Annotated in this window: 17 protein-coding genes and 1 pseudogene; 5 read left to right on the forward strand and 13 right to left on the reverse strand. The window is 63.2% G+C overall.

Annotated features, from left to right (window positions below; all coding sequences use genetic code 11):
- Nucleotides 1–12 precede the first annotated feature (12 nt).
- The gene (locus tag INQ47_RS03090; RefSeq protein ID WP_252461333.1) at nt 13–993 is read left to right on the forward strand and encodes a site-specific integrase; all 981 of its coding nucleotides are present in this window, start codon (nt 13–15) and stop codon (nt 991–993) included.
- Here the strand turns inward: INQ47_RS03090 and INQ47_RS03095 are convergent.
- Entirely contained in the window at nt 983–2,029 is a 1,047-nt protein-coding gene (locus INQ47_RS03095; protein WP_252461332.1) for an SMP-30/gluconolactonase/LRE family protein, read from the reverse strand. The two genes, INQ47_RS03090 and INQ47_RS03095, sit on opposite strands and share 11 nt — an antisense overlap.
- 127 nt (nt 2,030–2,156) lie before the next feature.
- On the opposite strand from INQ47_RS03095, the gene INQ47_RS03100 reads away from it, so the two are divergent.
- Nucleotides 2,157–3,065, forward strand: coding sequence for a LysR substrate-binding domain-containing protein (locus INQ47_RS03100; protein WP_404701062.1), 909 nt, complete (start codon nt 2,157–2,159; stop codon nt 3,063–3,065).
- Nucleotides 3,066–3,075: 10 nt separating this feature from the next.
- Here INQ47_RS03100 and INQ47_RS03105 read toward each other — a convergent pair whose 3' ends face one another.
- Together INQ47_RS03105 and INQ47_RS03110 are read right to left on the reverse strand one after the other, a co-directional pair.
- Entirely contained in the window at nt 3,076–4,215 is a 1,140-nt protein-coding gene (locus INQ47_RS03105; protein WP_404701063.1) for a glycerate kinase, read from the reverse strand.
- Nucleotides 4,216–4,356: 141 nt separating this feature from the next.
- Nucleotides 4,357–5,454, reverse strand: a complete 1,098-nt coding sequence (locus INQ47_RS03110) for a sugar diacid recognition domain-containing protein (RefSeq protein ID WP_404701064.1) — start codon at nt 5,452–5,454, stop codon at nt 4,357–4,359.
- 260 nt (nt 5,455–5,714) lie between these two features.
- On the opposite strand from INQ47_RS03110, the pseudogene INQ47_RS03115 reads away from it, so the two are divergent.
- From INQ47_RS03115 to INQ47_RS03125, 3 genes and pseudogenes are all read left to right on the forward strand, one after another.
- A pseudogene (locus INQ47_RS03115) lies at nt 5,715–5,978 on the forward strand (MFS transporter); the annotation flags it as partial.
- 174 nt (nt 5,979–6,152) lie between these two features.
- Nucleotides 6,153–7,673, forward strand: a complete 1,521-nt coding sequence (locus INQ47_RS03120; protein WP_404701065.1) for an FAD-dependent oxidoreductase — start codon at nt 6,153–6,155, stop codon at nt 7,671–7,673.
- A gap of 72 nt (nt 7,674–7,745) precedes the next feature.
- A complete protein-coding gene (locus INQ47_RS03125; RefSeq protein ID WP_252461327.1) occupies nt 7,746–8,756 on the forward strand; it encodes an aldo/keto reductase in 1,011 nt (336 codons plus the stop codon).
- Between the two features lie 88 nt (nt 8,757–8,844).
- On the opposite strand, the gene INQ47_RS03130 is transcribed toward INQ47_RS03125, so the two are convergent.
- From INQ47_RS03130 to benA, 10 genes are all read right to left on the reverse strand, one after another.
- On the reverse strand, nt 8,845–9,537 hold the full coding sequence (locus INQ47_RS03130) for a TraX family protein (protein ID WP_404701066.1): 693 nt from the start codon (nt 9,535–9,537) through the stop codon (nt 8,845–8,847).
- A gap of 3 nt (nt 9,538–9,540) precedes the next feature.
- Nucleotides 9,541–10,617, reverse strand: coding sequence for a metal-dependent hydrolase (locus INQ47_RS03135; RefSeq protein WP_404701067.1), 1,077 nt, complete (start codon nt 10,615–10,617; stop codon nt 9,541–9,543).
- A gap of 73 nt (nt 10,618–10,690) precedes the next feature.
- Nucleotides 10,691–11,941 (reverse strand): OprD family porin, encoded by a 1,251-nt coding sequence (locus INQ47_RS03140; RefSeq protein WP_176684266.1) that lies wholly within the window; start codon nt 11,939–11,941, stop codon nt 10,691–10,693.
- 54 nt (nt 11,942–11,995) lie between these two features.
- Nucleotides 11,996–13,195 carry a benzoate/H(+) symporter BenE family transporter gene (locus tag INQ47_RS03145; protein ID WP_404701068.1) on the reverse strand — a complete coding sequence of 400 codons (1,200 nt, stop codon included), beginning with the start codon at nt 13,193–13,195 and terminating at the stop codon, nt 11,996–11,998.
- A 145-nt stretch (nt 13,196–13,340) separates the two neighbouring features.
- A complete protein-coding gene (catA, locus tag INQ47_RS03150) occupies nt 13,341–14,255 on the reverse strand; it encodes a catechol 1,2-dioxygenase (protein ID WP_404701069.1) in 915 nt (304 codons plus the stop codon).
- Between the two features lie 29 nt (nt 14,256–14,284).
- Complete coding sequence (locus INQ47_RS03155; protein WP_404701070.1) at nt 14,285–15,613, reverse strand: MFS transporter; 1,329 nt, start codon at nt 15,611–15,613, stop codon at nt 14,285–14,287.
- Nucleotides 15,614–15,670: 57 nt separating this feature from the next.
- A complete protein-coding gene (locus tag INQ47_RS03160; RefSeq protein ID WP_404701071.1) occupies nt 15,671–16,432 on the reverse strand; it encodes a 1,6-dihydroxycyclohexa-2,4-diene-1-carboxylate dehydrogenase in 762 nt (253 codons plus the stop codon).
- 193 nt (nt 16,433–16,625) lie between these two features.
- Nucleotides 16,626–17,636 carry a benzoate 1,2-dioxygenase electron transfer component BenC gene (gene benC / locus INQ47_RS03165; RefSeq protein WP_404701072.1) on the reverse strand — a complete coding sequence of 337 codons (1,011 nt, stop codon included), beginning with the start codon at nt 17,634–17,636 and terminating at the stop codon, nt 16,626–16,628.
- A 72-nt stretch (nt 17,637–17,708) separates the two neighbouring features.
- Complete coding sequence (benB, locus tag INQ47_RS03170; RefSeq protein WP_404701073.1) at nt 17,709–18,194, reverse strand: benzoate 1,2-dioxygenase small subunit; 486 nt, start codon at nt 18,192–18,194, stop codon at nt 17,709–17,711.
- On the reverse strand, nt 18,191–19,549 hold the full coding sequence (benA, locus tag INQ47_RS03175) for a benzoate 1,2-dioxygenase large subunit (RefSeq protein ID WP_404701074.1): 1,359 nt from the start codon (nt 19,547–19,549) through the stop codon (nt 18,191–18,193). The genes benB and benA overlap by 4 nt, the downstream gene beginning before the upstream one ends.
- Nucleotides 19,550–19,637 lie beyond the last annotated feature (88 nt).

Here is a 19,637-nt window from a genome sequence, read left to right on the forward strand (position 1 = left end):
TTTCGGTTTATCGTGTACCGATCACACACCGACACCCGCACCATGACCGATATCGAGCGCTACCTTCGCGCCGCCACCCGTGACAACACCCGGCGCAGCTACCAGGCCGCCATCGAACATTTCGAAAGCCACTGGGGCGGTTTTCTCCCGGCCACCGCCGAGAGTATCGCCCGCTACCTGGCCGATCATGCCGACCAGCATGCAGTCAGCACCCTGCGTCAACGCCTGGCCGCGCTCAGTCAATGGCACGTCGCCCAAGGCTTCCCCGATCCGACCAAGGCGCCGTTGGTGCGTCAGGTGCTACGCGGCATCCGCACCCTGCACCCGACGCCACCCAAACAGGCCGCCCCGCTGTTGCTGCAACACCTGCAAACCGCTGTGACGTGTTTTGAAGAAGAAGCCCGACAAGCCCGCGAGCACCATGATTTGGCAGCCCTGCGCCGGGCTCGCCGTGACAGCGCCTTGCTGTTACTGGGTTTCTGGCGTGGTTTTCGCGGCGATGAGCTGGCACGCCTGCGCATTGAACACATCCAGGCCGAAGCCGGTGTCGGCATTACGCTTTTCCTGCCACGCAGCAAGGGCGACCGCGAAGCCTTGGGGGTGCAGCACCGCACCCCAGCCCTCAAGGCCTTGTGCCCTGTCACTGCCTACCTGCAATGGCTTGAAGTCGCGGGTATTGCCCACGGGCCGGTGTTCCGCAAACTCGACCGCTGGGGCAACCTTGGTGACAGCGCGCTCAACAGCAACAGCCTGGTCGGCCTGCTGCGGCGCATGCTGGAACGTGCCGGGGTGCCGGCGGCGCTGTATACCGGCCACTCGCTACGGCGTGGCTTCGCCACCTGGGCAACCGCCAATGGTTGGGAACTGAAATCGCTGATGAGCTATGTGGGCTGGAAAGACGCCAAGTCGGCGCTGCGCTATATCGACTCGGCGCAACGCTTTGGCGAACTGGCTGTGCTACCGGCCAGTCAGGTGCAATCGCTTATTCCTTGAAGCTGTGCCTGGCGACGCCACCCGTTTCCGGGCGGATGGCATACAGGTCGCCAGCGTCCGGATAATGGTGCAGGTCTTCTGGCATCATGTCGTAACGCGCGGTGCTGATGTACAAGGTGTTCATCCCGGGCCCGCCAAAGCAGCAGCTGGTGGGGCACGGTACTGGCATCAACACCTGGTCGGTCAGGTGCCCGTGGCGGTCGTAGCGCAGCAGGCAACTGCCATGGTACTGACACACCCACAGCCCGCCTTCGCGGTCCAGCGCCAGGCCATCCGGCCGGCCCAGTTCGGCGGGAGTTTCGGCAAACAGCGTAACAGCGCCCAGCCGGCCTTCGATGAGGTACTCGGCGCGGTAGATCGCACGCGCCGCCGAATCGACGAAATACACCGTGTGGCCGTCCTGCGACCAGGCAAGGCCGGTGGGCAAGGCCATGTCATCGTGAATCACCTGGTCGCTCAATTGCCAGTCAAAGCGAAAAAGCGCCCCGGTATTGCCACTGGGGGCCTCGTCCATCAGGCCGGTGACGAAGCGTCCCTGCGGGTCGCAGGCGCCATCGTTGAAGCGGAAAGTCGAGCGCGGATGAACCGATGCCGAATGCTGGCGGACCTTGCGCGTTGGCACATCGAAGATGGCCACGCTGGCATCCTCGGTGAAAATCAGGTTGCCCCGGTCGGTCAGCGCCAGGGCGCCAATGCGCGCGGCAGACTCGTAAAGGCAATCGACCTCGCCATCAGGTGCCAGGCAGTTGATGCGCCCGCCAGAGATATCGACAAAGTACAGCACGCCACTGCGTTCATCCCAGACCAGGCTTTCACCAAGGTCCGCGCGTGCGTTGGCAACTTTGACTGGCACGTAGTTGCATTCCTTGATGCGTCTCCTACGCTCGGCCACCTGCGGCAGGTCGCTGGCCTGCGCACGGCCGAGGTCAAGAGGGTAGCTGACGCCGCTGTTTTTGTTGAAGCGCGTGGCGGTGTACTGGCCATCGCTGTCATGAGTGTGATGGCACAACGCACCGGCCAGGTGAGTAACGGGCATTTCTGGCTACCTTCAATTCTCCTTTTTTACGATATCAACAAAAAAAACAATGACTTAATATTAAAAGCATTCAACCTTGATATCCCATGGGTATCACCGCCGAGCCGCCGCGCTGCAGGAATGCTGGATGATCGAAACACGTTTGCTCAGGCAGTTCATCGCCGTGGCCGAAGAGCTGCACTTTCACAAGGCCGCCCAGCGCCTGCACATGGCGCAACCGCCGCTGAGCCAGGCGATCAACCGGCTTGAGGAAAAGCTCGGCTTTGGCCTGCTTCTGCGTAACAAGCGCGAGGTGCGTCTGACCGCAGCGGGTGCAGCGTTTCTCGACACCGCCTACCGCACGCTTGCTGAACTGGAACAAGGGATCGAGTACGCGCGCAACGTTTCTGCGGGGGTCAGCGGCAAGTTGACCATCACGGCCATTTCCATCGCCTATTACGACTCGCTGCTCAACCGCTTGCGCCGCTTTCGGGAAACTTATCCGAACGTGCAACTGACCCTCCGCGAGATGCCATCCGCCGCTCAGGCCAAGGCCTTGCTGGCCGGTGAGGCGGATATCGGCTTCATGCGCAGGCTTCCGCTACCAGCCGGCACCCTGGAGGCACGCTTGCTGCTTGACGAGCAGATCGTCATGGCGCTGCCTGCCAGCCATCCCAAGGCGCAGCACGAGGCCGTCGACTTGCGCGAGTTTGCCGATGAGGACTTCGTGTTCACCCCGCAAGCGCTGGGCGGGGGCTACCACGCGCAGTTGGTTGCGCTGTGCCGATCGGCCGGGTTCTACCCCAAGGTCGTGCAGGAGGCGGCGCAGATCCACACCTTGCTTGGCCTGGTGGCCTGCGATTTTGGCGTGGCCCTGGTGCCGGAGTCGTTCGCCCGCTCGACCCCGCGCGAACGCGTGCAGTTTTGCCCGATCCAGCCTATCGATGACCAGCCTGCCCCAGGGCTTGGGTTGTACATGAAATGGAGCGCCCAGAATGCTTCGCCAGCGCTGGCCAACTTCATTGCCATGTTCCAGACGCAGCCTAAGGCCACTTGAACAGTGGTGTTCAGCCTCGCTTCGCGCAGCGCCACAACCGACCAATATCACAAGCCCTGGCCTGCAACAGCTCGGCAGCATTTGCACATGCCTGCTCCAGGCTCATCGGTCCGCTGGCCAGGGCAAATGCAGCATCGACCCCATGGGCATACAACTGCTGATACCCCTCCCCCAAGGTCCCGGCCAGTACCACCACCGGCACGCCATGGCGCTTGGCAACCCGCGCCACCCCCATCGGCGTCTTGCCGCGCAGTGTCTGGGCATCGAAACGCCCCTCGCCCGTCACCACCAGATCTGCCCCCTGCGCCAGGGCGTCAAGGCCAGCCAGCTCAGCCACGACTTCCACCCCGGGGCGGAACTGCGCGTCCATGAATGCCCGGGCAGCGAAGCCCATGCCACCCGCCGCGCCACAACCAGGGTAATCGCGCACATCCTCGCCCAACAGCAGCGCACAATGGTCGGCAAAATGATTCAGCGCGTGGTCCAGCGCCTCCACTTGCTGCGGGTTGGCACCTTTCTGCGGGCCGAAGATCGCCGATGCGCCGTTGGCGCCACACAAGGGGTTGTCGACATCCGCTGCGACTTCAAACTGCACCCCGGCCAGGCGCGGGTCGAGGCCGCTGGCGTCGATATGGGCCAGCTTGGCCAAGGCCAGGCCGCCCTCTTCCAGCGCTTGCCCGTCAGCATCCAGCAGGCGCAGGCCAAGCGCTCGCAACATGCCACTGCCGGCATCGTTGGTGGCGCTGCCACCGATGGCCAGCACCACACGCCGAGCGCCGGCGTCGAGGGCTGCGGCAATCAGCTCACCGGTACCCCAGGTGCTGCTACGGCAAGCATCGCGCTGGCCTGTTGGCACCTGTTGCAGGCCACTGGCCTGGGCCATTTCGATGATTGCGGTGCGACTTTGCGGCAACCAGCCCCAGCCAGCCTCGACGTGCTGCCCCAATGGCCCGCGCACGGCCTGGCGGCGCAATTCACCGCGGCTGGCGGCCAGGATCACCTCCATGGTGCCTTCGCCACCGTCGGCCATTGGGCACTCGACCAGTTCAGCCTCCGGCCACGCTTCGCTCAGGCCCGCAGCGATGGCGCGGGCGACACCGGCAGCATCGAGGCTGTCCTTGAACGAGTCGGGGGCAATGACGATTTTCATGGGGTTTCTCCTGTCCTGATGAGCGGCATGCTGACAGGTGGCTGGCCAGGTGGCCTCAGTCAAATGCACAAAACGCCGGCCGGGTTGTTTGGGCAGATGCCTTTTTGCCTGTTCTGGCCCAATCGCCGGCAAGGGAACACTTCAGTCAGCTGGCAACAGCTGCAACCCCAGATACAAGCTGAGCATCCCTTCCAGGCGCAGCGGGTCGACCTCACCCAGCTCGGCTATGCGCTCCAGTCGATAGCGCAGGCTGTTGCGGTGGATGCCCAGGGCATCGGCACAGGACTGGCTCTGGCCGTCATGGGCACACCAGGCGCGCAGGGTGGCGAGTAACTGGCCACTGCTGTCCTTGGCGCGGATGCGCTGCAACGGCTCCAGCAGCTCGTCCAGCGCGTCGTCGTTACGGTGGCGCCACAGCAGCGCCGGCAGCCGGTAGCGCTGCAGGCTGAGCAATCGTTCGCTGGGCAATACCTCGCGGCCGTAGGCCAGCAAGTCACGCACCCGGCGGTAACCACGGCGTAACTGCTCCAGGCTCTGCGCTGCACTACCCAGGGCCAGTCGCTCAATGTCCCAGCCGTGGCGTTGCAGGCGTTCCAGCAAGCGCAGTTCATCCAGTGCCACGCCTGCCGGGCGGCACCACAGCAACGACTGGCGAGCCGGGCTGACGCACCAGCTATCCGGATAACGGTTCATCAACCATGCGGCCAGCGCCTCGGCAGGTGGCCCGGAAGTAATCTCGAACAGGCACGGTATCCGCGGTAGCTGAGGTTTCAGGCCCAACTGACGGGCTTCGTCCAGCAAGCGCGGCGAGTTACCGCTGCCGCCGAGCAGTAGCGCCAGCAGGTCGTCACAGCGCTGCCTTCGCCATTGCTGGTCAGCCTGTAAATTGCGTTGGGCCAGCAGCATTTCGGCGGTCATGCGCACCAGCTCGCCATAGGTGCGCACCTGCTGCGGGTCGCCGGTCAGGCCCAACACGCCCATCAGCCGCCCATCGAGCATCAATGGCAGGTTCACGCCGGGCTGCACGCCCTTCAGGCACTTGGCCGCGTCGCTATCCAGTTCGACGATCCGGCCATTGGCCAAAACCAGCTGCGCCCCCTCGTGACGGGTGTTGATGCGCTCCGGTTCACCACTGCCCAGGATCAACCCCTGGCTGTCCATGACATTGACGTTGCAAGGCAAGATGGCCATTGCCCGGTCAACGATATCCTGTGCCAGGTCATGGTCGAGTTCGAACATTGCGTGGTCCTTTAGGTGTTTGGCTTTTGGGCTCGGGCACAGCAGCCTGGGCCAAGCGCTGTGCAAAAGCACAAAGACAGGCTAGCCGCAGTCCCCGAGACTCGTCAGGGCGAGCGCCGAAACAGGCGACGCGGCAAAAACCATAACAACAGAGAACCCGATCATGGCACACAGCCCCGCCCCTGACCAAGGCACGGACACCACCCGCAACGCGCTGTACCGGCGTATCACCCTGCGGCTGATTCCGTTCATTTTCATCTGGCGCGCTTACCGGCCTGCCGATGTTCTGGCCAATGCCCACCGCGCTGCTCAGTGCCGGAGCCGCCGTGGCAGGTCTGGCGATCATCAATTCGGTAGGCCAGATGGCAGGGTTCCTCAGCCCGTACCTGGTCGGGTTCATCAAGGACCAGACCGGCTCAACCGATGCCGCACTGTATTCGCTCGCGGCGTTGATCGTAGTGGGTAGCCTGGTGGCCTTGCGTGTAACGCGAGCGGGTTCGCTGAGCACTGCACGGGCGAGTTGAGGCATTCGCGGGCTTGCCCACTCCCACAAGTTTCAAGCCTGTGGGCGGGCAAGCCCGCGAAGAGGCCCACCCAAGCCATACGAAATTCAAACCCTCCACCGATCGTCAGCTCAACGCATCCCCTCCGCGCCCCAGGCGTCAAATGGTTCCAAAGGCCCCTTTGGAGAAACCTCGATGACCCAATACGCCGTGGCACGCTTGGCTCAGCTCGACGAACACCGCCCCCTGCGCGTCCAGGCCGGCAACGAAGAACTCATCCTCATCCGCCAAGGCGATCAGGTACATGCCTACCAGGGCAACTGCCCCCACGCAGGCGCCCCCCTTGATGAAGGCGTGGTTTGCAGTGGCCTGCTGGTCTGTCCTTGGCACAAAGCTGCCTTCGCGGTTGACGACGGGATGGTCTGTGAGCCACCTGCGCTGGCCGACCTGCGCCGCTACAAGGCATGGATCAAGGGCGATGAAATCTGGGTCGATGACCAGCCCCTGCCGGTAACCGAACCGCCCAGGCACAGCGATGCCCGCTGTTTCGTGGTGGTCGGCGCCGGTGCCGCCGGCAGCGCCGCCGTCGCCACCTTGCTGGCACATGGCTTCGCTGGCCGGTTGGTATGGATCGATCAGGAGCGCCAGCCGGCCTACGATCGCACAGCACTGAGCAAATTCGTGATTGCCGGGCAGATGCCACCCGATGAGGTCCCTGCGCTGCTCGAAGCCTGCGCCCTGCGCAAGGGTCAGCTGGAGCGCAAGTACGGCAAGGTGCGCACCCTGAACAGCCAAAAGCGCCAGGTCACCCTCGCCGATGGTCAGCAGATCGATTACGACGCCTGTCTGCTGGCAACCGGCGGCAAAGCACTGCGCCCAGACATTTCCGGCGCCGATCTGCCCGGGGTGTTCACCCTCCGCTCACTGGAAGATGCTGCACAGTTGCTCGACGCAGCCGAGCCTGGCCAACCGGTGGTCATCGTCGGCGACGGCTTCATCGGCCTGGAGGCAGCCTCGGCATTGCGCAAGTATGGCTTGCAGGTGCATGTGGTCACGCGCCACGAAGTCCCTCTGGCCCGACAATTGGGCGAGCGGATCGGGCGCTGCATTCGCGAGTTGCATGAACGAAAAGGGATCACCTTCCACGGCCCTACCGAGGTCGAGCGGATCGAGGGGCTGGAGAAGGTCGAAGCGGTGCAACTGGCCAATGGTGAACGCCTGCCGACGCCCTTGGTGGTGCTCGGCACCGGGGTAAAACCCGCCACAGCTTTCCTTCAAGGCGTGCCACTCAGCGAAGACAAATCAGTGAGGGTCGATGCAGAAATGCGCGCAGCTGATGGTTTGTGGGCCGCAGGTGACATTGCCACGTTCCCGCTTACGGGGCGCCCGGTGCGCATCGAACACTGGCGCCTGGCCCAGCAACACGGGGTTATCGCCGCGGCCAACATGCTTGGCGAACAGCGTCGTTATGCCGATGTACCCTTCTTCTGGACCTACCAGCACGGCCGTACCTATGAAGTGCTAGGCCATGCCAGAGACTGGAACCGGATCGAATTCGTCGGGGAGCCGGAAAAAGGTGATTTCGTTGCACTGCAGTGTGTGGATGAACGCGTCGAGGCCGTTATCGCCAAGGGTTATTGCGATGCCATGGCGACGCTGTCGCAACGCCTGAAGCGCCCGTTGGGCCTGCAGGAGGCTTTGGCGCTCATTGGCTGAGGGGTGCCTTTCAATGCATCCCGGTTGTGTGTAAAACAGGCAGGTCAGCCGACAGCATAAGGACCCACGCGCATGATCTACCGCCCTCTCGGCCACAGCGGCCTGCAGGTTTCCGCCCTTACCCTGGGCAGCATGATGTTCGGCGAGCAGACCCGTACCGAGGATGCCCTGCGCATCATCGACAAGGCCTGGGACCAAGGCATCAACTTCATCGACACCGCCGACGTGTACAACGCCGGGCGCTCGGAAGAAATCGTCGGTGAAGCCGTGGCGCGCCATCGCCATGACTGGGTGGTCGCCAGCAAGGTCGGCTTCGGCCCGGCCGACGGCCTGCCCAACCGCAGCGGGTTATCGCGCAAGCACATCTTCAATGCCCTGGATGCCACGCTGACGCGCATGGGCATGGACTATCTGGACATCTACTACCTGCACCGCGAAGACCACAAGGTACCGCTGGAAGAGAGCGTGCAGGCCATTGGCGACTTGCTGCGCCAGGGCAAGATCCGCTACTGGGGTGTGTCCAATTTCCGTGGCTGGCGCATTGCCGAGGTCTGCCATATTGCCGAGCGCCTTGGCGTACCCAAGCCGATAGTCAGCCAGCCGCTGTACAACATCGTCAACCGTCAGGCCGAGCCAGAGCAACTCACTGCTGCTGCCGCGCACGGTCTGGGCGTGGTGCCGTTCAGCCCGCTGGCGCGAGGTGTGCTCAGTGGCAAGTACGCACCGGGTGCAGTGCCGGACGCTGGCAGCCGTGCCGGGCGCCAGGACAAGCGCATCATGGAGGTGGAGTGGCGCCAGGAATCGCTGACGATTGCCCGGCAGATCCAGGCCTATGTCGAGGCCAAAGGTGTGGGAATCGTCGAGTTCGCCATTGCCTGGGTATTGAACAACCAGCTGGTGAGTTCCGCTATCGTAGGGCCTCGCACCGAGGAACAGTGGGAGACCTATGGGGGTGCGCTGGCGGTGAAGATCACCGCAGAGGACGAGGCGTTCATTGACTCACTGGTGACGCCGGGGCATGCGTCGACCCCAGGGTTCAATGATGTCGCGCATTATGTGAGTGGGCGGTTGGCACGCAGCTGAGCGTCTTGCTGTACTGGCCTCTTCGCGGGCAATGGGGGCCCGACGCCGGGCTCCCGCCCCCCTTGTTCACCGCGGCCCGATACCTGGCTCATGACAGGACCTTGATGACCAGCAAATGCAGCGGATAGAACAGGTAACCCCAGCGCCCCACCACGGGCACCCGCCATTCATCATGCCGTAACAACAGCACCCCGAGCGGAATCGCCAGAATTGCAGCAGTCAGTGTCAGCACCGTGAACGGCGCCAACAGGTGCTCGCGCAACCAGCTATTGGTCAGATTGCCGCCCGCAGCCAACAGACAAGGCAACAACCCGACAATCCCACCTTGCCTGCGCGCCATCAACCAGGCGCCCGGCAGCAACACCCCCGGCAACCCATACATCAGTTGCTCATGCAACAACCAACCCGCCAGCAGGCCGGCGATGCCGAGCACGCGTGCCGATATCAAGGGGTGATGCACACCCCAGGCAACCACCAACCCCAATAACAAGGTCGGCATCACGCTGAATGTCTGCGAGCCACTGTCCAGCCAACGATACGCAGGCTCGGACAGCACCGCGAACATCAGCATCAGCGCCAGGTAGCGCAGGTTGCCACGGGTATACAGCGCCCCCGCACGGGCTCGCCCCACATTCACTGCAATCGCCAGGCAGAACAGCGGAAACGCCAGCCGCCCCAACACGAACAGGCTATCGGCCTCGGGCCACAGAAAACGCAAGTGATCGACGACCATGGTCAACATCGCCGTCCATTTGACCAGATCCAGCCCGGCCGAGCGCAAGCGCTAGCGCTCGCGCTCTACGGGGCTGACGCCTAGGTAGCGTTCGGTCCACACTGCCAAAGGCAAGGGTGGTTGCTGTTCGATAATGCGCCGCCAGATCAATGCCAGGTCAGCACCACTGAACATCGAACCTGGGCCAGCGCCCTGGAACATCGATGGCACATCGACAATCCAGCGCCCCTGGTTGTCACGGTGGGCCATGTTGAAACGGAAGGTGTAGTTGCCTGGAATACCCATACGCAGGTCGGTAACCACCAGCACATCACCGATCTGGTCGTATCGCAGCCAGTCATCGGTGAACCAGCGCAACCGCTGGTGCAGGGGATCATCGCTCAGCGCTTGGGCAAGCTGCAGGTTACGTGACAAGCGCTGCATCTCTGGCGCTTGTCGGTCGAATGCACTGCTGATGCCTTCGTAGTAATCCCCTTCCGCAGTCTTGGCCAGCACCCGCCAGACCAGGCTGTTGAACGCGATCGGCACGGCGCGGACCTCGTTGGTAGCGATACCGCGCTGGTGCAGCGCCGCCTCGAAGCGCTGCTCGGCCGCCATGCGCCCGGCAAGGCCAAACCCCAGGTATGCGGTACTGAATACCAGCGCCAGGGCCAATAGGCGTTTAGCCCTGGCAGTCACGCCCTTGGCGAGGGCGTAGATGACCGCCAGCAGCAGTGGCACGGTATAGACCGGATCGATGATGAACACCGCCGCCCAGCTTTGCGGGGTGCCTTGCAGTGGCCAGAACAGCTGCGTGCCGTAGACCGTAAAGGCGTCCAGCAGCGGGTGGGTAACCAGTACCAGCCAGAATGCGAGGAACAGTCGTGGCAAGGTATAGCCCTTGCCAGGCCAGCATTTGTTGACCAGCCAGGCCAGCAGCAAGGCCAGCCCCGTTAGCACGAACAGCGAGTGGGAAAAACCACGGTGGTAGGTCATCTGCGACACCGGGTCGGCGTAGCGAATGATCACATCCAGGTCCGGCAACGTGCCCAGTGCTGCACCATACAGCAGCGAACGGCGGCCCTGGATGCGCCCGAGCACGGTCCCTTGCAGCGCCGCGCCGAGTACGGCTTGGGTGATGGAGTCCAAGAGGGGATTCCTGAAAGAGTCGTTTCCGCAAGCTACCCTCATACACCCCTGATGCGCAATTCTCCTGGATGGCTTAGAACAGCTGCCAGGTGTACACCAGCGTCAGGCGGTTCTCGTCGATATCACTGCGGTAGTTGGAGCGCGCCATGGCGTTCCTCACCCGTATCCCCAAGCCTTTCAGTGCCCCGCTCTGCACCGCATAGCCGATATCCAGATCACGCTCGCGGTCACGCCCCTCGTAACCCAGCCCGGTATCGACATTGTTGCCGGTTATGTAGCGCACGGTCGCTGTCAGGCCCGGCACGCCCATGGCGGCGAAGTTGTAGTCGTAGCGCACCTGGTAGGAGCGTTCGTCGGTGTAGGCAAACTCATAGGTCGGCACCTCGTTGCCCAGCGGCGAGATGTTGGCGAATACCCGTGGGAACGGGCTATCGCCATAAATGCCCTGGTAGCCGGCATGGAAGCTGTGACCGCCATGCCGGGCAGTGAACAGCGAGAAGAACGCCTGGTTGTCGATGTTGCCCAGCAGCGCATCGCCTTCCTCACGCGCGGTGAAATAACCCAGGTTGGCGCTGAGCACCCAGTCCCCGACCGGTTTGCTGTGCTTCAGGCCAACAAAGCCCTGTTGGTAGATGTCCTCCAGCTGACCGTACCAAAGGCTGAGGCTGCTCTGGTTGGCATTGAACGCATAGTCCCCACCCACATAGTTGAACGCGTCGCTTTCGGCCTGCCGCATCGGCACATGGCCAAGCATCGCGTTCATCTTGCCGTCACCACCTTCGTTGCGCAGGTGGGTGCTTTTCAAGTGCCCGGCCTGCATGGTCAGCCCGTCGATTTCCGACGAACTCAAACTCACGCCCTGATAGGTGGGTGGCAACAGGCGAATATCACTGAAGGTCAGCACCGGCAGGTTCGGTTGCAGTTCACCTGCACGCAGTTCGGTTTTTGATATCCGGGCCTTGAAGGTCGGCGCCAGGCGGCTGTACTCATCGGCAGCACGGCCGTCGCCATGCACCGGCAACAGGCCGGTATTGGCGCGGTCTGGACTGCTGTCCAGCTTGATCCCCAGCAAGCCCAGGGCGTCCACGCCAAAGCCGACCGGGCCCGGGGTGTAGCCACTTTTGAAGTCGAGGATGAAACCCTGGGCCCACTCCTCGGCCTTGGACTGTTTGTTGGCCCCGACAATGTCGGAGAAATCGCGGCTGAAGTAGTAGTTACGGGCACTCAGGGTGGCCTTCGAATCCTCGAAGAAGCCGCCTTCGGCAGCCAGCAGTGGCTGGCTGAGCAATGTCAGGCCCAGGGCAACGCAAGGGGTGTGGTTCATTCCGAAGCTCTCTTGATCTTGTTTTTATGGGTAAAGCGTTGGAAACACGGCAGTTCATGGTGTACGGCGCAGCACCTCCCGGGCACGTGGTTGGCGCAGCCTCAGCAGCGCGTGCGCCAGCAGGCCGAACAGCAGCCCCCAGAACGCCGCCGACAGGCCCAGGAAAGCCACCCCCGAAGCGGTGACCAGGAAGGTGAACAGCCCGGCGTCGCGTTCGGCCGGCTCCGCCAGGCTGCGGACCAAGGCTTCGCTGATGGCGCCATACAGGGCCAAACCGGCCAGGGCCGCGATCAGTACGGCGGGAAAGGCGGCGAACAGCGACATCAAGGTGGCCCCGGCAATGCCCAGTAGCAGGTACAACACACTGCCAGCCACCGCTGCCACATAACGCCGTTGGGGGTTTTCATGGGCTTCCTGGCCGGTGCACAGGCTGGCGGTAACCGCCGCCAGGTTCAGCCCGTGGCAACCGAACGGCGCCAGTAGCGCCCCAGCCAGGGCACTGGCGCTGATCAGCGGGCTGGCCGGCGTGACGTAGCCAGCGTTGCGCAGTACTGCCATACCCGGCATGAACTGCCCGGTCAGCGCCACCAGCACCATCGGCAACGCCAGGCTGAACACTGCCGGCAGGCTGAACTGGGGGGTGATCCACTGGGGTGAGGCCAGTTCCAGCACCAGTGCCTCGCTGCGCAACGTACCGCTGGCCACGGTCACCAGCACGCCCACGCCCAGCACCGCAGCCACTGCATAGCGCGGCTGCACCCGGCGCATCAGCACGTAGGTGACGAACATCGCCAGTACCAGCAGCGGTTGCACCGGCAAGGCGCGGAACACCTCGATGCCAAAGCTGAACAGGATCCCGGCCTGCATGCCGGCAGCGATAGAGCCTGGCAGGCGCGCGATGATGCGGTCGAAGGCCCCGCTGATGCCGATCAGCAGCAGGACCAGGTTGGCCACCAGGTAGGCACCCACAGCCTGTTCCAGGCCCAGTTGCGGCAAGGCGGTGACCAACAGGGCCGACCCCGGGATCGACCAGGCGATCACTACCGGCACGCGGTAGCGCAGGCTGAGCAGCGCACCGAGCACGGCACTGCCCATGGACACGGCCCAGACCCAGGATGACAACTGCTTGTGCGACAGGCCGGCCGCTTCGGCGGCGTGGAAAATGATCACCAACGGGCCGGCGTAGGAGATCGTCGTGGCAATGCAGCCGGCGACAATGGCCGATACAGAGCAGTCCTTGATCAGCGTTTTCATGAAGCGTCTCGCAAGGCAGCGGCCGGCCTTTGTGGCGGGCTCTTGTTTGGGCGTTGGCTGATTCGCGGGCTTGCCCGCAGTCCAACGATTGCACAGGCTTCACCTGTGGGAGCGGGCAAGCCCGCGAAACAGCCCACTCGGTCGATCAGGCCTCCTGCAAAGCCCGCGGCCGCCCGCTGCGCTGCTCATCGGCACCGCCCTGGGCCTGCTGCAACTGGAAGTCGAACTTCAACTCGGCATGCCGACCCTCCGGCCCTTCGACGAACACCACCTCCCCGACCAGCCCATCCCGTGTGGCATAGGCAAAGTCATCCCACAGGTACTTGTCCCCCGACAGGTTTATCTGTGTGGTCAGGTGCCGGTACCCTGGCGCCGAGATGAAGAAGTGCACATGGGCCGGGCGCTGGCCATGACGGCCCAGCAGGTCCAGGCATTCCTGGGTTGGCCCCTGCGGGTCGCAGCCATACCCCGATGGCACGATGGAGCGCGCGCGGTAGCGCCCCCGGGCATCGGTAACGATGCGCCGACGCAGGTTGTACGCCGACTGGCTTTGGTCGAAGAACGAATAGGTACCACGGGTGTTGGCATGCCACAGGTCGACCGTGGCACCCGGCAGCGGGTGTCCGTGCGGGTCCAGCACCTGGCCTTCCAGGAACATCACCGTGGCGACGCCCTCCTCGCTGCCGTCGTCCATGCGCACTTCACCTTGGGCAATCGGTGCGCCAGCCACGTACAACGGGCCTTCGATGGTGCGTGGGGTACCGCCAACGCGTCCTGCCGCCTGGTCCTTGGCATCCTGCAGCAGGTCGAGGAAGTGTTCGAGGCCCAGCCCCGCCACCAGCAGCCCGGCTTCGCCGCGACCGCCCAGGCGGTTGAGGTAGTCGACGGCGTGCCAGAACTCGTCTTCGCTGATGTCCAGGTCTTCGATCAGCCGCGCGGTGTCCTGCAGCAGGCGCTGCACGATGCGTTTGAGGCGTGGGTTGCCGGCCGCATTACCAAAGCCTGCGGCATCCTCGAAGAACTGCTGTACCTCGGCAGTATGGGAAATGTTCACGGTCATGGGGGTTACCTCGTCTTGTTCTGTTCGGTTCAGGCCTGCGCGGCAAGGGTTTGAGCGTGGCGCCGACCACTGGCCAAGTGCACGGCCATGGCCAGCGCGGCGATGGCGCCAGGAATGGCGAAGGCGATGAAATTGAGTTGCAGTGGCAGGTTGATGCCCATCAACGCACCGCCCAGCAGCGGGCCGACGATGGCGCCATTACGGCCGATGCCCGAGGCCCAGCCCAGACCGGTAGAGCGCACCGACAGGCCGTACATCTGCGCAGCGCCTGCATACAGCAGGATCTGCGTACCAATGGTGGTGGCGCCGGCAATGAAGATCAGCAGGTACAGCACCGGCATCGGGCTGTTCACCCCCAGCAGGCTGATCGACAGTGCGGCGGCAATGAAGAACGCCACCTTAACCTTGACCAGGTTGTAGCGGTCGCCCAGCCAGCCGCCGAGGATCGCCCCGGCCATGCCGCCAAAGTTCAGTGCCAGCAGGAATGACAGGCTTGAGCCCAGGCTGTAGCCGGCGTTGGCCATCAGCTTGGGCAGCCAGGAGCTCAGGGCGTAGACCATCAGCAGGCAGCAGAAGAACGCAACCCACAGTGCCAGGGTGCGAATCGCCAGGCCATTGCGGAACAGTTCCAGCACCGAAGCGCCGCCGGCTTTACGATCAGCCGCTTGCAAGCTGTCATCGGCCTGCACGTCGCAGTTCGGGTCCAGCCGCTTGAGCAGCGTGCGTGCTTCCTCGATACGGCCTTGGCGCACCAGAAAGCCGATGGATTCAGGCAGGTAGTAGAGAATCACCGGTAACAGCAGCAGTGGCACCGCTGCGGCGAAGAACATCGACTCCCAGCCAAAACGCGGCAGCATGAAGATGCCGACACCTGCCGACAGCATGCCGCCCAGCGAATAGCCACTGAACATGATCGCCACCAACGTGCTGCGCAGGCGCTTGGGCGCGTATTCGTTCATCAGTGCCACGGCGTTGGGCATCAGGCCGCCACAGCCCAGGCCGGCGATGAAGCGGTAGATGCCAAACTCGCTCGGGCTGCTGGCAAAGCCGTTGAGGATGGTCGCCCCCGAGAACAAGGCGAAACAGATGGCAATGCCCTTCTTGCGCCCGATGCGGTCGGCCAGGCTGCCGAAGGCCAGGGCGCCGAACATCATGCCGAACAGCGCATAACTGCCCAGTGCACCGGCCTGCAACGGGGTCAGGCCCCACTCTTTCATGATGACCGGCAGTACCACACCGTAGATGAACAGGTCATAGCCGTCGAAAATCAGCAGCAGGCCGCACCAGGCCATGACCATCCAGTGAAACGAGGTAAAGCGCGCATTGTCGATGATCGGGTGTACGTCAAGGGTTCGCATGGCATCTGTCGCTCTTGTTTTTGTTTTGGAAGAAAACTTTTGCCTTGAGGTTGCAGTTCAGCCGAGATCGCCGCCCCCTACCGGCAGGGTCACGCCGGTGATGTACGAGGCTTCGTCGGAAGCGAGGAACAGAATGGCCCCCACCTGCTCGTCGATGCTGCCGTAGCGGTGCATCAGGCTGCTGTCGAGGGTCTGGTCGACGATCTGCTGGTACCAGTGCTTTTCCTGCTCGGTTTGCTCTGCACTGTTGCGCGGTACCCGCCGGGGCGGCGCTTCGGTGCCGCCGGGCGCGGTGGCGTTGACACGGATCCCACGGCCAGCCGTTTCGAAGGCCAGGCAGGCGGTGAGCGCATTGACGCCGCCTTTGGCCGCGCCATAGGGCACACGGTTGACGCCACGGGTGGCGATGGAAGAAACGTTGACGATGACGCCGTTGCCACGTTCAAGCATGTAGGGCAGCGCGGCATGGCAGCACCACAGTGTCGGGAATAGCGAACGGCGCACTTCGGCCTCGATCTGCTCGACATCGTAGTGCTCGAAGGGCTTGGCCCAAATGGTCCCACCTACGTTGTTGACCAGAATGTCGAGGCGCCCAAAGGCTTCCACCGCGCTGGCCATGACCCGGGCGCAATCGGCGTGCTGTTCCAGGTCGGCGGTGAGGGTGAGCATGCCTTCACCAGCCAGTTCGTGGACCAGCTCGGAACGGTCTACCGCGACCACGTGTGCGCCTTCGGCCTTGAGCCGCCAGCACACGCCCCGGCCGATGCCTTGGGCGGCACCGGTGACCAGAGCGACCTTGCCTTGGAATCTGTTGTTCATATGCAAATCTCCAGTTCGCGAGAGACCCTGTGGCTGCAACTGTCTTGCTCAAAGCCTGAAAGGCTGCGCGATCACTGTGGGAGCGGGCTTGCCCGCGAACACGGGCGAAGCCCGTGCCATCCACCGCGCAACCTGCTTCGCGGGCTCGCCCGCTCCCACAGGGTCGGCGTATTGCTTTGAATCAGAGGGGCTGTCAGGCCGCAGCCGCAAACTTCTCGTAGTAGAAGTTGGCCGGGGTAATGCCCTGCTCGCGCACGTACTGGCTGACCGCTTCCACCATGGGTGGCGGGCCGCACAGGTACACATCCACATCGCCGTCATTGAGGTGGCGTGGCTCGATGTGCTGGGTGACATAGCCCTTCTGCGGGTACTGGCTGTCCGGGTTGGCGACGCAGGCGCTGTAGGTGAAGTTGGGGATACGTGCCGCCAGCGCTTGCAGGCGGTCGAGTTCGACCAGGTCAAAGTCGTTGGTCACGCCATAGATCAGGTGCAGCGGATGCTCACTGCCCTGCTCGGCGATCTTCTCCAGCATCGCGGTGAACGGCGCCAGCCCGGTACCACCGGCCAACAGCAACAGCGGGCGCTGGATCGGCCGCAGGTAAAAGCTGCCCAACGGCCCGGCCAGGCTCAGGCTGTCGCCGGCTTTGGCAAGGTTGGTCAGGAAGCTGCTCATCAGCCCACCCGGTACGTTGCGGATCAGGAAGCTGACTTCGCCGTCCTTCTGCAGCGAGCTGAACGAGTAGGCCCGGCTCTGCTCGCTGCCCGGCACCTTGAGGTTGACGTACTGCCCCGGCAGGAAGGCCAGACGGCTCAGGGCCTCGCCCTTGATCGACAGGGCAATGGTGCTGACCGACAGCTGGCGCACATCGCTGATGGCGGCCTCGAAAATGGCCTGCTCGGTCTTGCACAGCTGCGACGAAGCCGGAATGCGGATGACGCAGTCGCTTTCGGCGCGCATCTGGCACGTCAGCACGTAGCCTTCGGCGATTTCGTCTTCGCTCAAGGCGTCTTCGATGAAGTTGTCGCCAAGTTCATAACGACCGGACTCAGCCTTGCACTTACAGGTCCCGCAAGCGCCGTCACGGCAGTCCAACGGAATGTTTATGCCTTGACGGTAAGCGGCGTCGGCCACGGTTTCTTGACCGGTGGCTTCAATGAAACGGGTAACCCCGTCTTCGAAATTCAGTGCGATCTGGTAGCTCATGTTGCACCTCGCGGGCGAGCCGGGCCGCGGCGCGTCACAAGACGCACCGGGCAATGCTCGCAAAACCCTGTATCAGATGTGGTAGATGTCGATGACCTGGCGGACGTAGTCGTTCTTCAGCACCACCTTCTTGGCCTTGATCAGCGGCTGCTCGCCGCGCAGGTCGAGGGTGTAGAAGCTGGTGCCGAAGTAACTGTCGGTGGTCTTGTAGCGGAAGCTCAGGGTGTGCCAGTTGAAGCGCACCTGGCAGCTGCCCTCGCCCTGCTCGACGATCTCGATGTTGCTGATGTTGTGCGAGGTGCGGGTGTCGGGCACGGTCGCACTGGAGCGCTCGGTCTTGATGCGGAACACGCGGTCTTCCAGGCCGCCACGGTTGCCGTACCAGATCAGCGAGATTTCGCTTTGTGGGTCTTCGGTGAGGGTGTCGTCATCGTCCCAGCTCGGCATCCAGAAGCTGGCATCGCTGGCGTACAGTTCCAGCCACTGGTCCCACTCGGCATCGTCCAGGTAGCGCGCTTCGCGGTAGAGAAAGTCGCGCACAGTTTCATACAGGCTCATTGCACGGCCTCCACGGGGATCAGCTGCTGTTCGTCCTTGAGGGCCTGAATCATGGTGTCCTGCCAGTACTTGTGCTGCAGCACGAACAGGCCTTCGTCCTCGGTGCGCACGCCCGACAGCAGGGGTTCGAGTTCAATCTCCTTGGCCGCCTCATCGGCACCTTCGACCCAGTGTTTGGCGCCACGGGACATGTCGTTCCAGCCCGTGCCGCCACCATAGCCGGTCTGGCACGAGCGGAATTCTTCCAGGTCGTCCGGGGTGGCCATGCCGCTGACGTTGAAGAAGTCTTCGTACTGGCGGATACGCTTGGCGCGGGCATCGGCGCTCTCGCCTTTCGGCGCGATGCAGTAGATGGTGATTTCGGTCTTGTTGACCGAAATCGGCCGGGCAACGCGGATCTGCGAGCTGAACTGGTCCATCAGGTACACGTTCGGGTACAGGCACAGGTTGCGCGAATTTTCGATCATCCAGTCGGCGCGCGCCTGGCCGAAGTCGGTAGCCAGTTGGTCGCGGCGCTCGTAGGCCGGGCGGTCTTCCGGGTTGGCCCAACGGGTCCACAGCAGCAGGTGGCCGTGGTCGAAGGAATAGAAACCGCCGCCCTGCTTGGCCCAGGCGCCAGCACTCATGGTCTTGATCTCGTCACCCGCTTCGCGCTGCTTGCGCTGGTTCTGGGTGGCGGCGTAGTTCCAGTGCACGGAGCTTACGTGGTAGCCGTCAGCGCCGTTTTCGGCGGTGAGCTTCCAGTTGCCTTCGTAAATGTACGAGCTGGCACCGCGCAGCACTTCCAGGCCTTCAGGCGACTGATCGACGATCATGTCGATGATCTTCGCCGACTCGCCCAGGTGCTCGACCAGCGGCTTCACATCGGCGTTCAGGCTGCCGAACAAAAAGCCCCGGTACGACTCGAAGCGTGCCACCTTGGTCAGGTCGTGGGAGCCGTCGCAGTTGAAGCTGTCGGGGTAGCCGGCGTTGCTGGGGTCTTTCACCTTCAGCAGTTTGCCGCTGTTGTTGAACGTCCAGCCGTGGAACGGGCAGGTATAGCTGGAACGGTTGCCGCGCTTGTGCCGGCACAGCATGGCACCGCGGTGGCTGCAGGCGTTGAGGAAGGCATTGAGCTCACCGTCCTTGTTGCGCGCGATGAAAATCGGCTGGCGCCCCATGGTCAGGGTGAGGAAGTCATTCTTCTCGGGGATCTGGCTTTCGTGGGCCAGGTAGATCCAGTTGCCCTCGAAGATGTGTTTCATCTCCAGGTCGAACAGCCGTGGGTCGGTGAACATCTCCCGCTTGCAGCGGTAGATGCCCTTTTCACGGTCGTCCTCGAGCATGGCATTGAGGTAGTCGAATCCCAGGGACATGGCCAGGGTCTCCCTTGTTATTGTTTAGACCTGGTCAGGTTAGAGGCTGGGATTGGGTCGCAATATCCGGTTTGTGCGGGGTGCTATC

It is taken from the genome of Pseudomonas sp. 3HC3 (assembly GCF_044904505.1).
Lineage (GTDB): Bacteria > Pseudomonadota > Gammaproteobacteria > Pseudomonadales > Pseudomonadaceae > Aquipseudomonas > Aquipseudomonas putida_Y.

Bases quoted from the DNA above. Each gene is read 5' to 3' on its own strand.
- INQ47_RS03095 (WP_252461332.1), bottom strand. From the start codon at position 2,029: ATGCCCGTTACTCACCTGGCCGGTGCGTTGTGCCATCACACTCATGAC.
- INQ47_RS03100 (WP_404701062.1), top strand. From the start codon at position 2,157: ATGATCGAAACACGTTTGCTCAGGCAGTTCATCGCCGTGGCCGAAGAG.
- INQ47_RS03105 (WP_404701063.1), bottom strand. From the start codon at position 4,215: ATGAAAATCGTCATTGCCCCCGACTCGTTCAAGGACAGCCTCGATGCT.
- INQ47_RS03110 (WP_404701064.1), bottom strand. From the start codon at position 5,454: ATGTTCGAACTCGACCATGACCTGGCACAGGATATCGTTGACCGGGCA.
- INQ47_RS03120 (WP_404701065.1), top strand. From the start codon at position 6,153: ATGACCCAATACGCCGTGGCACGCTTGGCTCAGCTCGACGAACACCGC.
- INQ47_RS03125 (WP_252461327.1), top strand. From the start codon at position 7,746: ATGATCTACCGCCCTCTCGGCCACAGCGGCCTGCAGGTTTCCGCCCTT.
- INQ47_RS03140 (WP_176684266.1), bottom strand. From the start codon at position 11,941: ATGAACCACACCCCTTGCGTTGCCCTGGGCCTGACATTGCTCAGCCAG.
- INQ47_RS03145 (WP_404701068.1), bottom strand. From the start codon at position 13,195: ATGAAAACGCTGATCAAGGACTGCTCTGTATCGGCCATTGTCGCCGGC.
- catA (WP_404701069.1), bottom strand. From the start codon at position 14,255: ATGACCGTGAACATTTCCCATACTGCCGAGGTACAGCAGTTCTTCGAG.
- INQ47_RS03155 (WP_404701070.1), bottom strand. From the start codon at position 15,613: ATGCGAACCCTTGACGTACACCCGATCATCGACAATGCGCGCTTTACC.
- INQ47_RS03160 (WP_404701071.1), bottom strand. From the start codon at position 16,432: ATGAACAACAGATTCCAAGGCAAGGTCGCTCTGGTCACCGGTGCCGCC.
- benC (WP_404701072.1), bottom strand. From the start codon at position 17,636: ATGAGCTACCAGATCGCACTGAATTTCGAAGACGGGGTTACCCGTTTC.
- benB (WP_404701073.1), bottom strand. From the start codon at position 18,194: ATGAGCCTGTATGAAACTGTGCGCGACTTTCTCTACCGCGAAGCGCGC.
- benA (WP_404701074.1), bottom strand. From the start codon at position 19,549: ATGTCCCTGGGATTCGACTACCTCAATGCCATGCTCGAGGACGACCGT.